Here is a 13993-nt window from a genome sequence, read left to right on the forward strand (position 1 = left end):
GTGCCCGTCGGCAGGGGAGTTTCCGTGGGGCTTTTACCCAAGAGTCAGTCGCCACTTATTGGTGTCGACATCAGTTCCACTGCGGTCAAGCTATTGCAGCTGTCGCGCAGCGGAAATCGTTTTCGCGTGGAACATTACGCTGTGGAACCGTTGCCGCCGAATGCGGTGGTGGAAAAGAACATCGTCGAAGTCGAAGCGGTGGGCGAAGCCATTCGCCGCGCCATCAACCGTTCCGGCAGCAAGGCCAAGAACGCGGCAGCAGCCGTGGCTGGCTCGGCGGTGATCACCAAGCTGATCCCCATGCCGGCGGATCTGGACGATAGCGATCTGGAAGCCCAGGTCGAGCTGGAAGCCACCAACTACATCCCGTACCCGATCGAGGAAGTGAATCTCGATTTCGAGGTGCTCGGCCCGATGCCCAACAGCCCGGACATGGTCCAGGTGCTGCTGGCGGCGTCGCGTTCGGAAAACGTCGAGCTGCGCCAATCGGCGCTGGAGCTCGGCGGCCTGGTCGCCAAGGTGATGGACGTGGAGGCCTTTGCGGTCGAGAACGCCTTCGCACTGGTTGCCAGCGAATTGCCGGTCGCCGCCGATGCGGTGGTGGCGCTGGTGGACATCGGCGCGACCATGACCACGTTGAGCGTGCTGCGCTCAGGGCGCAGCCTCTACAGCCGCGAGCAGGTGTTCGGTGGCAAGCAGCTCACCGACGAAGTAATGCGCCGCTACGGCCTGACCTATGAAGAAGCTGGCCTGGCCAAGCGTCAGGGCGGCCTGCCGGAGAGCTACGAGGTCGAAGTGCTGGAGCCGTTCAAGGAAGCGACGGTGCAGCAGATCAGCCGCCTGTTGCAGTTCTTCTATGCGGGCAGCGAGTTCAATCGCGTCGATTGCATCGTGCTGGCAGGCGGCTGCGCCGCGTTGTCGCGCCTGCCGGAGATGGTGGAAGAACAGCTGGGCGTGACCACCGTGGTCGCCAACCCGCTGGCACAGATGACGCTGGGCCCGAAGGTTCAGGCCCATGCGCTGGCGCTGGATGCGCCTGCATTGATGATCGCCACCGGCCTGGCCCTGAGGAGCTTTGACTGATGGCAAGAATCAATCTATTGCCCTGGCGCGCCGAGCGTCGGAAGGCGCGCGAGCGTGAGTTCTATTCGATGCTCGGCTTCGCCGCGCTCGCTGGCGTGGTGTTGTCGGCGCTGATCTGGTTCTACTACGACGGGCAGATCAGCGGGCAGACCGAGCGCAACGCGTTCCTGACCACCGAGATCGACAAGGTCAAGGCGCAGAACGAAGAGATCAAGGAACTCGACAAGAAGAAAGACCGCCTGCTGGCGCGCAAGAAGGTCATCGAGGAACTGCAGGCCAACCGCTCGCAGATGGTGCACCTGTTCGATTCGCTGGTGCGCACCATTCCCGATGGCGTGGCGCTGACCAACATCAAGCAGGATGGCGACATCCTCACGCTGGAAGGGCGCTCGCAGTCCAACGCGCGCGTCAGTGCCTACATGCGCAACCTGGAAGGCTCGGGCTGGATGACCAATCCGGATCTGTCGATCATCGAGGCCAAGAGCCAGGACAAGGCCGCCGGCCAGCCTGCGGCTTCGTCGATGGACACCAAGACCTTGCCGTACGTGTTCACGTTGAAGGTCAAGCTGGCCAACCCGAACGAGGCCGACAAGAACGGTACCGCGCCGGTTGACGGCCAGGCACCGGGCGCAACCCCGGCGGCCACGCCAGCCGGCGCAGCGCCTGCACCGGCAGCGACACCGGCAACAACGCCTGCGCCGGCCGCACCGGCCGCGCCTGCACCCGCACAAGCGGCACCGGCGCAATCCACTCGGCCGCAGGAGGGGGCGGCGTCATGAGTAAGAAATCATTCAAGCTCAGCGATCTGGACTTCAACAACATCGGCGGTTGGCCGCAGCAGGCGCGCATCGTGTTCTGCGTGGTCGTCGGCCTGTTCATCATGGTGCTGGCCTGGTTCCTGTTGATCAGCAGCAAGCGCGATGAACTCGAAGGCCTGGAAGGCACCGAAACGCAGCTGCGCACCGAGTTCGAGACCCAGCAGGGCCGTGCGGTGAATCTGGAGCCGCTCAAGCAGCAGCTCGCACAGATGGAGCAGGTGCTGCAGCAGATGCTGCGCCAGCTGCCCAGCAAGACCGAAATGCCGGACCTGATCATCGACATCTCGCAGACCGCGCTGTCCAGTGGCCTGTCCAACGAGCTGTTCCAGCCGGGTCCGGAATCGCCGAAGGAGTTCTACGCCGAGAAGCCGATTGCCCTGCGCATGGTGGGCAGCTACCACCAGTTCGGCGCCTTCGTCAGCGGTGTGGCCTCGCTGCCGCGCGTGGTGATCCTGACCATGCACGACATCAACCTCAAGCCCAAGGACGCCAAGGCCGGCATCACCCCACGGGGTGCGCTGGAGCTGTCCGGCACGGTCAAGACCTATCGTTATCTGGACGATGAGGAAATGGCCGAGCAGGAAAAGGCTGCGGCCGACGCGGCGAAGAAGGGCGGCCAATGACCATGAAATTGCTCAAGATCCTGTCCTGCGTGGCGCTAATTGCAGTGTTGCCGGCGTGCACCCGCGGTGTGACCAGCACCCCGGGCGATGCGCCGAATCTGGAAGCGTGGGTGGCCGAAGTGCGTGCGCGTCCTGCGCCGCCGCTGGAGCCGTTGCCGGTGATGCAGCAGTTCGAGACGTTCGAATACGCGGCGCAAGTGATGCGCGACCCGTTCAGCGATGCCTGGGTCAGCGCGGAAGGCGGCAATGGCACGCGTCCGGATCCGAACCGGCGCAAGGAGCCGTTGGAAGCCTTCCCGCTCGATGCCCTCGACATGGTGGGGACCATTGGAGGTGGCTCGGGCCTGATCGCATTGGTCATGGCACCTGACAAGGTGACCTACCGGGTGCGGCCGGGTGTGTATCTGGGGCAGAGCGATGGCCGGGTGACCGGGGTCTACGAAGACCGCATCGAGCTGATTGAACTTGTACCGGACGGTGCGGGTGGATGGCTGGAACGGCCTGCCGCGCTCGCATTGGATGATCAATAAAGTGATAGGGGATAGCACGATGACTTTTTCCAACGCCCAGCGCCTGCGTCCGGTCCGGCGCCAGGCAATGCTCCGGGCCTGCGCGCTGGGGTTCGCGCTGGCGCTGGCGAGCGGCAGTTCGCTTGCCGCCGCCGCGCTGGCCCAGCCTGCGCAGGATCCGGCCAAGACCGCTCCGGCCAGCCTGGCGGTGTCCAAGATCGACTTCAAGCGCGGCGATGACGGCGCAGGCCGCCTGATCCTGCAGTTCGACGGCCAGGGCGCCAGCCCCGACCTGCGCACCCAAGGCGACAACGTGCTGGTCGACATCAGCAACGCCCGCCTGCCTGCCGAACTGCAGCGCCCGCTCAACGTCACCGACTTCGCCACCCCGGTGCAGCGCGTCGAGGTCAAGCCATCCGGTGGCGGCTCGCAGCTGGTGCTGTCGACCAAGGGTGCATTCGACTCGCTGGCTTACCAGACCGGCAACGAATACGTGGTGGAAATCACCCCGCGCAAGGGCCAGCCGGCCGTTGGCGGCGTGAGCGTCAGCGCGGTGACGCAGGCGGCCGCGCAGATCGCCGCGCGCGGCTACAGCGGCCGCCCGGTGACGTTCAACTTCCAGGACGTGCCGGTGCGCACCGTGCTGCAGCTGATCGCCGAGGAATCCAACCTCAACATCGTGGCTTCCGATACGGTGCAGGGCAATGTCACGCTGCGCCTGATGAACGTGCCGTGGGACCAGGCACTGGACATCGTGCTGCGCGCCAAAGGCCTGGACAAGCGCCGCGATGGCGGCGTGGTCTGGGTTGCCCCGCAGCCGGAGCTGGCCAAGTTCGAACAGGACAAGGAAGACGCCCGCATCGCGATTGAAAACCGCGAAGAACTGATCACCGATTATGTGCAGATCAATTACCACAATGCTGCGGTGATCTTCAAAGCGCTGACCGAGGCCAAGGGCATTGGTGGCGGTGGCGGCGGTGGGCAGGGTGGTGGTGGACAGGGCCAGCAAGACAATGGCTTTTTGTCGCCGCGCGGTCGTCTGGTTGCCGACGAACGTACCAACACCTTGATGATCAGCGATGTGCCGAAGAAGGTCGCGCAGATGCGCGAACTGATTTCGCACATCGATCGTCCGGTGGATCAGGTGCTGATCGAAGGCCGCATCGTGATCGCTACCGACACGTTTGCGCGCGATCTTGGCGCAAAGTTCGGCCTGGGCGGCACGCATACCTATGGCGACAATGTCGCGACCATCGGTAGCGGTGCCACCGGTGGCGGCGTGGCCGCCGGCAGAGGCTTGAATGTGAACCTGCCGACAGGTGCATTCACCAGCGGTGCGACTGCACCGAGCCTTGCCTACACATTGCTTGGGTCCAACTTCAACCTCGACCTCGAGCTTTCTGCCCTGCAGCAGGAAGGGCGCGGTGAGGTGATCTCCAATCCCAGAATCGTTACATCTAATCAGCGCGAAGGTGTCATCAAGCAGGGTCGCGAAATCGGTTATGTCACGATTACAGGCGGTACGGCGGGTCAAGCCGCGACACCCAACGTCCAGTTCAAGGAAGTCTTGCTGGAACTGAAGGTGACGCCGACCATCACCAACGACAATCGTGTTTTCTTGAATATGAATGTCAAGAAAGACGAGGTCGATGAATTGATCGAATTGCCAAATTACGGCACGGTTCCCTCCATCAATCGGCGCGAAATCAACACCGCTGTGTTGGTGGACGATGGTCAGACTGTGGTGATTGGCGGTGTCTATGAATTCAGTGACCGCTCCAGCGTCAATAAGGTCCCGTTCCTTGGCGACGTCCCGTTCTTGGGAAATCTCTTCAAGAGCCGCGGCCGCAGCAAGGACAAGGCCGAGCTGCTGATCTTCATTACGCCGAAGGTCCTGCGCGTCGCATCAGCTGTTCGCTGATCCGTACCGCACTGAAGAAGCCGGGCATGCCGTGTGCATGCCCGGCTTTCTTGTGTCCGGAAGACGAGCATCAGGCATGACCCCGGTCACTCACTGAACATCTTCCGCCCGCACAGTGAACCAATCGCGTTCGAATCGGTCACACTGGGTCTATGAACGCACCGCCGCTCCTTCCGCCAGAAGCCGCCGCCGCGCCCGCCGAGGACCGGCTGCATGGTCAATTCACCGCGCTGCGCGAGTCGCTGGCGCAACGCATCGTGGGGCAGTCCGCGTTGGTCGAGCGGCTGCTGATCGCCTTGCTGGCCGACGGCCACCTGTTGGTGGAGGGCGCGCCCGGCCTGGCCAAGACCACCGCCATCCGCGCACTGGCCTCACGGCTGGAAACCGATTTTGCGCGTGTCCAGTTCACGCCGGACCTGCTGCCGGCCGATCTGACCGGCACCGAGATCTGGCGGCCGCAGGAAGGGCGCTTCGAGTTCATGCCCGGGCCGATCTTCCATCCGATTTTGCTCGCCGATGAAATCAACCGTGCGCCGGCCAAGGTGCAGTCGGCGCTGCTGGAAGCGATGGGCGAGCGGCAGGTCACGGTGGGCCGGCATACCTATGCCTTGCCGCAGCTGTTCCTGGTGATGGCCACGCAGAATCCGATCGAGCAGGAGGGCACGTTCCCGCTGCCGGAGGCGCAGTTGGACCGCTTTTTGATGCATGTGCGGATCGGGTATCCGCAGGCCGATGCGGAGGCCGAGATCCTGCGCCTGGCGCGTGAGACCGCACGCGATACGCTGGAGAAGCATGCGACGGTGCCGGACAAGATTCCGCTGGAGGATGTGTTCGCCGCACGCCGCGTGGTGCTGGATGTGCATCTTGCGCCCCAGCTTGAGCGCTACCTGATCGAGATCGTGCTGGCGTCGCGCGATGCGCAGCGTTACGACCCTGCGCTGGCGCGGCGTATCGCCTGGGGCGCAAGCCCGCGTGGCTCGATCGCGCTGGAACGCTGCGCGCGCGCACGTGCGTGGTTGTCCGGCCGCGATTACGTGACCCCGGACGATATCCGCGCCATCGCGCCGGACGTGCTGCGCCATCGCGTGCTGCCCAGCTACGAAGCCACCGCCGAAGGCTGGGATGGCGAACGCCTGGTCGCCGCGCTGTTGGAAAAGATTCCGCTGCCCTGATCGGGTAGCGTCGCTGCGGTATGCCGCCCTTTCGCCCGAAGCCGATCGCCTTGATGCCGTCCTCGCCTTCTGCTGCTGCCCCGTTGTCCGTCGCTGGCGATGGCGTGCGTCCGCAGCTGGCCGAGTTGATTGCGTTGCGCGGTGCCGCTCGCCAGCGGCATCAACCGGGCCGTGGCCGGCATGGGTTGGTGGGTCCGGTGCCGGCGGCAACACGCGGGCGTGGCATGGAATACGCCGAGTCGCGCGAGTACGTGGCCGGCGATGATGCGCGGCATATCGACTGGCGCGTCACCGCACGCACCGGGCGCGCGCACACCAAGTTGTTTCAGGCCGAACGCGAGCGGTTGAGCCTGATCGTGGCCGACACCGCGCCCGCGCTCTTCTTCGGCACACGGGTGCGCTACAAGTCGGTGCAGGCGGCACGCGCCGGTGCCGTGGCGGCCTGGCTGGCGCAGCGGCAGGGCGACCGGATTGCCGCGTTGCGTGGCACCGCCAGCGAAGCGCCGATTGCGCCACGCGCCGGGCAGCGCGGGGTGTTGCCGGTGCTGGATGCCTTGGCGCGCTGGTATGCGCAGCCGCCGGCCGATGATGCCGGGTTGCAGGTCGGGCTCGACCATGCGACACGCCTGTTACGCCCGGGCGCGCGCCTCACCGTGCTCGCCGATGCACGCAGTGCCGCCGCGGTGCCCGAGTCGCGCTGGTCGGGGCTCGCCCTGCATCACGAGGTGGTGGTGATCGTGCTGGTGGATCCACTGGAGCTGGCACCGCCCGCGCGTGCGCTCACCTTCGACGCGGGCGGGCAACGGATCACCGTGGACCTCACCACGCAGGCCGGGCGCGCGCAGTGGAATGCCGAATTCGTCGCGCCGCTGGAACGGTTGTCGACGCTGCTGCAGGCCCGTGGTGTGCGCCTGCACCGTCTGTCCACGGCCGATGCCAGTGATGCCTGGCTGGGCGGCGGCGTCTCTTCAGTGCGGGAGTCATCGCGATGACGCCCGACACCCTTCCGCTGCGCGATGTGCACCTGCCGCCGTCACCGTCGTGGTGGCCGCTGGCCTTGGGCTGGTGGCTGGTGATCGCGGCAATCGTTCTGGTGCTGGGCACGTTGGCTTTGTGGTGGTGGCGTCGCCGCCGGCGCGCCCAACGCTGGGCGGCGACCTTCGACGCTGCGCTGCAGGCGGCCAGCACGCCAGCGCAGCGGCTGGCGGCGCTGTCGGCGTTGCTGCGGCGTGCCGCGCGCACGGTTGACCCACAGGCCGATCGGCTGCAGGGCGATGCTTGGCTGCAATTGCTGGACGGCCGCAAGGGCCATGCGTTTTCGCAGGGCCCCGGCCGTGTGTTGCTGGACGGTGGGTTTCAACGTGACCCGGCAGTGAGCGATCTTGCGGCGGTGGAGCAGCTGGCACGCCAACGCTTCCTTCGCCTGATGCAGGGGCGGCGATGAACTGGCTGCAGTGGTCGCAATGGCAGGATGCGCTGGCGCACTGCGCGTGGCCGTGGGCCTGGTGGTTGATGCCGCTGCCGTTGCTGATGTGGTTCTGGCCGCAGCGCCGCACGCAGGCATCCGCATTGCGCGTGCCGTATGCCCAGCAGCTGCGTGCGATGGTAAGTGCGCCACGCATTCCATCGCTGCGTGCGCCGCGCTGGCTGGCGTGGCTGGGATGGTTTTTGCTGTGTGCCGCGCTGGCGCGTCCGCAACAACTGGGCGATGTGATCCAGCCGCCGCGGGAGGCACGCCAGATGATGCTGGCGGTGGACCTGTCCGGCAGCATGAGCGAACCGGACATGGTGCTGGGCGGCAATGTGGTGGACCGCCTGACCGCGGCCAAGGCGGTGCTCTCGGACTTTCTGGACCGGCGCGAAGGCGACCGGGTGGGCCTGTTGGTATTCGGGCAGCGCGCCTATGCGCTGACGCCGCTGACCGCCGACCTCACCAGCGTGCGCGATCAGCTGGCTGACAGCGTGGTGGGCCTGGCCGGGCGCGAAACCGCAATCGGTGATGCCATTGCCTTGTCGGTCAAGCGTCTGCGCGAGCAGCGCCATGGCCAGCGTGTCGTGGTGCTGCTCACTGACGGCGTCAACACCGCTGGCGTTCTCAACCCGCTGAAGGCGGCCGAGCTTGCCAAGGCCGAGGGCGTGCGCGTGCACACCATCGCGTTCGGTGGCAGCGGGAGCTATTCGTTGTTCGGGGTGCCGATTCCGGCCGGTGGCGGCGACGACATCGACGAAGACGGCCTGCGCAAGATTGCCGAGCAGACCGGTGGGCGCTTCTTCCGTGCCCGCGATACCGAGGAGCTGGCCGGCATCTACGCCGAGCTGGATCGCCTGGAGCCAGTGAAGGCCGCGGGGCCATCGGTGCAGCCGAAAGTCGAGCGTTATTACTGGCCGTTGGGCGCGGCGCTGCTGATTGGGTTGCTGGCCTACGCATTGCCGCGGAGATGGCGATGAACATGCTGAGTACCGCATTGAACACGCTGCATCTGCTGCGTCCGCAACTGCTGTGGGCGCTGGTGTTGATCGTGCCGGCGGCGGTGCTGTGGTTCCTGCGCCAGCGCGATGCGGACGTGTGGCGGCAAAGTGTCGATGCACATCTATTGCCACAGCTGCTGGTGACCGGCGGCCGCCGTGGGTGGTTCGGTTTTGTGCTTGCGGTTGTGGCCTACAGCGTGGCGGTCGTTGCGATGAGTGGGCCCAGTTGGCGGCAAACCGAGCGGCCGGTGTATCAATCCAACCGGCCGTTGGTGGTGGCGTTGGATCTGTCCTCCAGCATCAACGCCAACGATTTGCCGCCCTCGCGGTTGCTGCAGGCACGCGCCAAGCTGGCCACGCTGTTGCGCGAGCGTGCCGGTGGCGATGTGGCGTTGCTGGCATACGCGGGCGAGAGTTTTACCGTGGCGCCGCTGACCGAAGATGCGGCCAACGTGGCCCTGTTTCTGGATGCGTTGTCGCCGTCGGTGATGCCGGTGGATGGCAAGCGTGCGGACCGCGCTATCGAGGCGGCGGTGCAGCTGCTGTCGCAAGCTGGCTTCAAGCAGGGCGACATCCTGGTGATGAGCGACAGTGCCGATGAGTCGGCTGAAAGCGCTGCGCGGGTCGCGCGCTCGCGCGGCTTTAATGTCTCCACCTTGGGGGTGGGCAGCGCGCGTGGCGCGGCCTACCGCGCCGCGTCGGGTGAGATCGCGCAGGCGCGGCTGGACGAAGCGAGCTTGCGCGATCTCGCCGGCCAAGGCGGTGGTCGTTATGCACCGCTTGCCGCTGACGATGCCGACCTGCGTGCGCTGGGCGTGCTGGACCCGGCACAACAACCCGCGGCCGACGCCGCCGCCGCCGCGAACGGCAGCAAAACCTGGCTCGATGAGGGCTACTGGTTGCTGTTCCCGGTGATGGCGCTGGCGTTGTTGGCGTTCCGCCGGCGCGCAGCGGTGATGGTGCTGGCGTTGTTGTGTGTCGGGCCCTTTGTCGAACCGGCGCAGGCGGCGGAAGGGACGTTGTGGCAACGCGCTGACCAGGTGCAGCAGCAACGCCTGGACGCCGGTGTGCAGGCCTACCGCAAGGGCGATTTCGCCGCCGCGCAGAAGGCCTTCGAGGCCGTGCCCACCGACCAGGGCTGGTACAACCTTGGCAATGCGCTGGCCCGTCAGGGGCGCTACGACGATGCGATTGCCGCCTACGACCGTGCGCTGCGGCAACAGCCCCAGCTGCAGGACGCCATCGCCAACCGCGCCGCGGTGGACGCGGCGCGCAAGCGTCAGCAGCAGAACAAGGACGGCAAGGGCAAGCCGCAGCAAGACCAGAACAAGGGCGACAAACAGCAGGATCAGAACAAGGACGGGCAGGGCAAGCCGGAACAAACTCCCGGCAAGGACGGGCAGGATGGCAAGGGCGGCCAGGACGGCAAGCCGTCTTCGCAGCCGCCCAAGGACGGCCAGACGCCGGGCCAGCCGTCGCCAGCGGGGCAGGGCAAGCAAAAACAGCCCGACAGCCCGCCGCAGACGCCGGATGCCCAGGCCCAGCAGCAGGCCGATGCAGCGCAACGCCGCAAGATGGAACAGGCCATGGCGCAGGCCGGTGCCAAGGGCGCGCCCACAAAGGAGCAGCAGGCCGCCGCCGCGGCCGCTGCAGAAACGCCGGAGCAGCGCGAGCAACGGCAGGCGGTGGATGCATGGATCCGGCGCGTGCCGGATGATCCGGGCAGCCTGTTGCGCGCCAAATTCAGGCTGGAACACGAACGCAGGCAACGGGACGGACAATGACGGGCAACGGGCACTGGCGCCGTGTGGCGATATGGCTGCTGAGCAGCAGCGTGGCGATCCTGGCGTTGCCCGCTGGCGCGGTGACGCGCGCCTGGCTAGACCGTGACAGCATCGATGCGGGCGATGCGGTGACCTTGAACATCGAGACCGACCAGCGCGGCGCCGAACCCGATTACGGCCCGTTGCGCGGTGGGTTCGGGCTGGGGGCCAAGAACGCCAACCAGCAGATGCAGGTGACCAATGGTTCGGTGACCATCCGGGCGTTGTTCGGGGTGGTGATCACACCACGCCAGACTGGCGAGATCATCGTGCCGGCGATCCGGGTCGGCAACGAGCGCACCGAGCCGCTTCGGCTGCAGGTGGTGGCTACGGCTGTCGATGCCGGCGCTCCTGGGGCCGCTGGCGCAAGCGCGGCGCGCGGCAACGAAGAAGCGTTCGTCGAAACCCAGGTGGACGACCCACAGCCCTACGTGCAGCAGAGCGTGGGCGTGGTGGTGCGGCTGTACTACGCCACCCAGCTGGCCTCTGGCGAACTGGATCTGCAAGCCCCGGACGGCGCGTCGCTGCAGCGCGTTGGCGATGATGTGAGTTCGGCCAGGGCGGTCAACGGGCGGCAGTACAACGTGGTGGAGCGGCGCTACCTGCTGGTTCCCGAGCGCAGCGGCCGCCTGGTGGTGCCGCCGGCCCGCTTCAACGGGCGCGCGGTGGGTGGGTTCTTCGACGATTACTTCGGGCGCGGCAATGGCGAATTGAACGCGCGCAGCGCCAGCATTCCGCTGCAAGTGCGCGCGCAGCCGGCCAATGCGCCGCAGCCGTGGTTGCCGTTGCGCAGCCTGACGCTGCGCTACACCTCCACGCCGCAGCGGGCTACCGCCGGCGAGGCAGCGCAAATCGTGGTGGAAGCCAGCGCACGCGGCGCCACCCAGGCGCAGTTTCCGGAGCTGCCCACGCCCAGCGTGCCGGACGCGCAAGTGTTTGCCGAACCGGCGCATTACGAGGAGCGGTTTGTCGATGGCTCGCCACAGCTGCGGCTGACGCGGCGTTATTCGATCGTGCCTAATCGTGCAGGCCCACTGTTGATTCCTGGCCTGCAGGTGGCGTGGTGGGATGTGCGCGCGGCAGCGGCGAAGACGGCATCGCTGCCGGACCTCACGCTGGATGTGGCGGCAGGCAGCGGTGCATTCGCAGCGCCCGCAGCGGCGCCTTCGCCAGCCAGCCAGCCAGCTGGCGAGGCCGTGGCACCTGCGCCGGCGGCCAGTACGCTGCGCCTGCAGGGCGCTCCTGCAGCCTCGCGCCCGTGGGGCTGGATCGCGGCGGCGGCGGGTTTCGCGGTGCTGTGGATTGCCACCCTGGTCTGGGCGCTGCGTCGTCGTCGCGTTGGAGCGCGCACGGTGGCCGCCGGTGCTGGTGCTGCTGCGCCGGCGCCCGGCAGGCGCGCCACCCACAGCGTGGCCGACCTGCGCCGTGCGCTCGATACCGGTGGCATGGACGATGTGGCCACGGTGCTGTGCGGCATGGCCGGCGTTGCCGACATCGACAGTGTGCTGGCAGCCTTGAGCGACCCGGCCCAGCGCGCGGCGGTGGCACAGATGCAACGCGCCCGTTGGGGTGGCGATGGCGATGTAACTGCTGCGCGCGCTGCCTTGCGCGAGGCGTTCGCCAATGGCCCGCGCTGGCATCACGCCACGGCAGCAGAGCCGGAGGTGCTGGCGCCGCTATATCCGCCGGCGCGTTGATTGGTTGCGCTGCAGCGGCACGATCGCCGAGACACAACGGCTCAGTCGGGTGTGCACGCCCCGCCGCTGCCAGCGCTGCTGCGTGGTCTTGCGTGATGACTGATTGAGTTTCGGCTGCGTACGGCATAGGTGTGCGGGATGAAGAGCGCGCAGAGCGTTATGGCTGCGGGGCTGCTGCAGGGCCCTTGCCCGCCCACCGTCGCGGGACACGCCGCAAGTACGTCCCTATAGGCTCTTTGGCGGCATCCATGCCGCCAAAGGTCCCGCGACGGTGGGCGGGCAAGGGCCTGGCACGCTGGTCGGTGCGTCGTTTCAACACCGCAAATAGGTCGGTGTAGTGCACACCGGTGCTGCTGCGGGTGCCACTGCGCCTTTGGGTAGCTGCGCCTTTGACGTTGTGCAAGATGAGCGCCGTTTGCTGCCGTTCCAACGTCTGCAGCACATGGTGTCGAGAGGCGGGCCTACCCTAAGGACGGGCGCATGGGGCGCCTTGGGTAGGTGGCCGCGCCGGTGGTGTTTGTTAAGCTCCGGCCTTTGTGTCCAGACCAAGGCCTGTCCCGATGACCGCATCCCCAGCCGCGCGCCGCCCAGGCCTGCCCCTGCATTGGAAGATGGGCATCGGCTTCGCCATCGGCCTGGTGCTGGGTCTGGCCGTGTACTACCTGGCCGGGAGCGACGCCGAGTGGGTACGGCTGGTGACCAAGTACGTCACCACGCCGTTCTCGCAGATCTTCCTCAATCTGATCTTCATGCTGATCGTGCCGCTGCTGTTTTCGGCGCTGGTGGTCGGCATTGCGGAAATGGGCGACATCCGCGCGTTGGGCCGGGTGGGCTGGCGCACGCTGGGCTATACGGTAGTGTTGTCGGGCATTGCGGTGTTGCTGGGCTTGGTCCTGGTCAATGTGCTCAAGCCCGGTGCAGGCGTGGACCCGCAACTGGCCAACCAGTTGATCCAGGAAAATGCTGACCGCACCCGCGAGATCATCTCCAGCTCCGGCAATCAACCGCAGGGCATGGACATGCTGCTTTCCATCGTGCCGAACAACGTGATTGCGGCGGCCTCGAGCAATGGCGCGATCCTGTCGTTGATGTTCTTCGCAGTGATGTTCGGCGTGGGCATGGTGCTCACCGCCGACGAAAAAGTGGCCACGCTCAAGCGTGGCATCGAAGGCATCTTCGAGATCTCGATGACCCTGATCGGGCTGGTGATCCGCCTGGCGCCGTACGCGGTGGCCTGTTTCATGTTCAATCTGGCCGCGTTGTTCGGCTTCGATCTGCTGATTCGCCTGGGCGCTTACGTCGGTGTCGTGGTGCTGGCGCTGGGCCTGCACATGGTGGTGAGCTACGGGCTGGCGGTGAAGTTCGCCGGGCGTTCGCCGATCGGCTTCTTCCGGCAGACGCAGGAGGCCACGCTGATGGCGTTCTCCACCGCCTCCAGCAATGCGACCCTGCCAACCGCCTTGCGCGTGGCCGACGAGATGGGCCTGCCGCCGCGGGTCTCGCGCTTCGTGCTCACCGTAGGCGCCACCGCCAACCAGAACGGCACCGCGCTGTTTGAAGGCGTGACGGTGATCTTCCTGGCGCAGTTCTTCAATGTGGACCTGAGCATCGGCCAGCAATTCATGGTGATGATCGTCTGCATCCTGGGCGGCATCGGCACCGCCGGCGTGCCCTCCGGCTCGCTGCCGGTGGTGGCGCTGATCTGCGCGATGGTCGGGGTCAACCCGGTCGGCATCGGCATGATCCTGGGCGTCAATCACTTCCTGGACATGTGCCGTACCGCGCTGAATGTCACCGGCGATCTGGCGTTGACGACGCTGGTGGCTAAGGGTGAGAAATAGGGAATTGGGAATCGGGAATCGTTAGAGCGGGCTGTTG

Annotated in this window: 12 protein-coding genes; all 12 read left to right on the top strand. The window is 66.3% G+C overall.

Annotated elements, in window-relative coordinates; translation table 11 throughout:
• Window positions 1-24 precede the first annotated feature (24 nt).
• Window positions 25-1083 carry a pilus assembly protein PilM gene (locus ACCQ09_RS04635; RefSeq protein ID WP_016944654.1) on the top strand — a complete coding sequence of 353 codons (1059 nt, stop codon included), beginning with the start codon at window positions 25-27 and terminating at the stop codon, window positions 1081-1083.
• On the top strand, window positions 1083-1862 hold the full coding sequence (locus ACCQ09_RS04640; protein WP_012437501.1) for a PilN domain-containing protein: 780 nt from the start codon (window positions 1083-1085) through the stop codon (window positions 1860-1862). The genes ACCQ09_RS04635 and ACCQ09_RS04640 overlap by 1 nt, the downstream gene beginning before the upstream one ends.
• Complete coding sequence (locus ACCQ09_RS04645) at window positions 1859-2524, top strand: type IV pilus inner membrane component PilO (RefSeq protein WP_011038333.1); 666 nt, start codon at window positions 1859-1861, stop codon at window positions 2522-2524. The genes ACCQ09_RS04640 and ACCQ09_RS04645 overlap by 4 nt, the downstream gene beginning before the upstream one ends.
• Window positions 2521-3054, top strand: coding sequence for a pilus assembly protein PilP (locus ACCQ09_RS04650; protein ID WP_011038332.1), 534 nt, complete (start codon window positions 2521-2523; stop codon window positions 3052-3054). The genes ACCQ09_RS04645 and ACCQ09_RS04650 overlap by 4 nt, the downstream gene beginning before the upstream one ends.
• A 19-nt stretch (window positions 3055-3073) precedes the next feature.
• A complete protein-coding gene (locus ACCQ09_RS04655; protein WP_012437503.1) occupies window positions 3074-4954 on the top strand; it encodes a type IV pilus secretin PilQ in 1881 nt (626 codons plus the stop codon).
• Window positions 4955-5106: 152 nt separating this feature from the next.
• Window positions 5107-6126 (top strand): AAA family ATPase, encoded by a 1020-nt coding sequence (locus ACCQ09_RS04660; RefSeq protein WP_040940737.1) that lies wholly within the window; start codon window positions 5107-5109, stop codon window positions 6124-6126.
• 20 nt (window positions 6127-6146) lie between these two features.
• Window positions 6147-7118 carry a DUF58 domain-containing protein gene (locus ACCQ09_RS04665; RefSeq protein WP_040940738.1) on the top strand — a complete coding sequence of 324 codons (972 nt, stop codon included), beginning with the start codon at window positions 6147-6149 and terminating at the stop codon, window positions 7116-7118.
• Window positions 7115-7570, top strand: a complete 456-nt coding sequence (locus ACCQ09_RS04670; protein ID WP_012437505.1) for a DUF4381 domain-containing protein — start codon at window positions 7115-7117, stop codon at window positions 7568-7570. The genes ACCQ09_RS04665 and ACCQ09_RS04670 overlap by 4 nt, the downstream gene beginning before the upstream one ends.
• Window positions 7567-8574: a vWA domain-containing protein gene (locus tag ACCQ09_RS04675; RefSeq protein ID WP_012437506.1), complete on the top strand. Its 1008-nt coding sequence runs from the start codon at window positions 7567-7569 to the stop codon at window positions 8572-8574. Before ACCQ09_RS04670 ends, ACCQ09_RS04675 begins: the two co-directional genes overlap by 4 nt.
• A complete protein-coding gene (locus ACCQ09_RS04680) occupies window positions 8565-10379 on the top strand; it encodes a VWA domain-containing protein (RefSeq protein WP_228427705.1) in 1815 nt (604 codons plus the stop codon). The genes ACCQ09_RS04675 and ACCQ09_RS04680 overlap by 10 nt, the downstream gene beginning before the upstream one ends.
• Window positions 10376-12115, top strand: a complete 1740-nt coding sequence (locus tag ACCQ09_RS04685) for a BatD family protein (protein WP_228427703.1) — start codon at window positions 10376-10378, stop codon at window positions 12113-12115. Before ACCQ09_RS04680 ends, ACCQ09_RS04685 begins: the two co-directional genes overlap by 4 nt.
• A gap of 560 nt (window positions 12116-12675) precedes the next feature.
• Window positions 12676-13956 (top strand): dicarboxylate/amino acid:cation symporter, encoded by a 1281-nt coding sequence (locus ACCQ09_RS04690; RefSeq protein WP_170873886.1) that lies wholly within the window; start codon window positions 12676-12678, stop codon window positions 13954-13956.
• The last annotated feature ends 37 nt before the right edge of the window (window positions 13957-13993 follow it).

The sequence above is a fragment of the Xanthomonas sp. NCPPB 2586 genome (assembly GCF_041475775.2).
In the GTDB taxonomy this organism is placed as follows: domain Bacteria; phylum Pseudomonadota; class Gammaproteobacteria; order Xanthomonadales; family Xanthomonadaceae; genus Xanthomonas; species Xanthomonas campestris.

What these genes read in the sequence shown, in the direction of transcription:
- ACCQ09_RS04640 (WP_012437501.1), top strand. Translation starts at nt 1,083, where the DNA reads ATGGCAAGAATCAATCTATTGCCCTGGCGCGCCGAGCGTCGGAAGGCG.
- ACCQ09_RS04645 (WP_011038333.1), top strand. Translation starts at nt 1,859, where the DNA reads ATGAGTAAGAAATCATTCAAGCTCAGCGATCTGGACTTCAACAACATC.
- ACCQ09_RS04650 (WP_011038332.1), top strand. Translation starts at nt 2,521, where the DNA reads ATGACCATGAAATTGCTCAAGATCCTGTCCTGCGTGGCGCTAATTGCA.
- ACCQ09_RS04655 (WP_012437503.1), top strand. Translation starts at nt 3,074, where the DNA reads ATGACTTTTTCCAACGCCCAGCGCCTGCGTCCGGTCCGGCGCCAGGCA.
- ACCQ09_RS04660 (WP_040940737.1), top strand. Translation starts at nt 5,107, where the DNA reads ATGAACGCACCGCCGCTCCTTCCGCCAGAAGCCGCCGCCGCGCCCGCC.
- ACCQ09_RS04665 (WP_040940738.1), top strand. Translation starts at nt 6,147, where the DNA reads ATGCCGCCCTTTCGCCCGAAGCCGATCGCCTTGATGCCGTCCTCGCCT.
- ACCQ09_RS04670 (WP_012437505.1), top strand. Translation starts at nt 7,115, where the DNA reads ATGACGCCCGACACCCTTCCGCTGCGCGATGTGCACCTGCCGCCGTCA.
- ACCQ09_RS04675 (WP_012437506.1), top strand. Translation starts at nt 7,567, where the DNA reads ATGAACTGGCTGCAGTGGTCGCAATGGCAGGATGCGCTGGCGCACTGC.
- ACCQ09_RS04680 (WP_228427705.1), top strand. Translation starts at nt 8,565, where the DNA reads ATGGCGATGAACATGCTGAGTACCGCATTGAACACGCTGCATCTGCTG.
- ACCQ09_RS04685 (WP_228427703.1), top strand. Translation starts at nt 10,376, where the DNA reads ATGACGGGCAACGGGCACTGGCGCCGTGTGGCGATATGGCTGCTGAGC.
- ACCQ09_RS04690 (WP_170873886.1), top strand. Translation starts at nt 12,676, where the DNA reads ATGACCGCATCCCCAGCCGCGCGCCGCCCAGGCCTGCCCCTGCATTGG.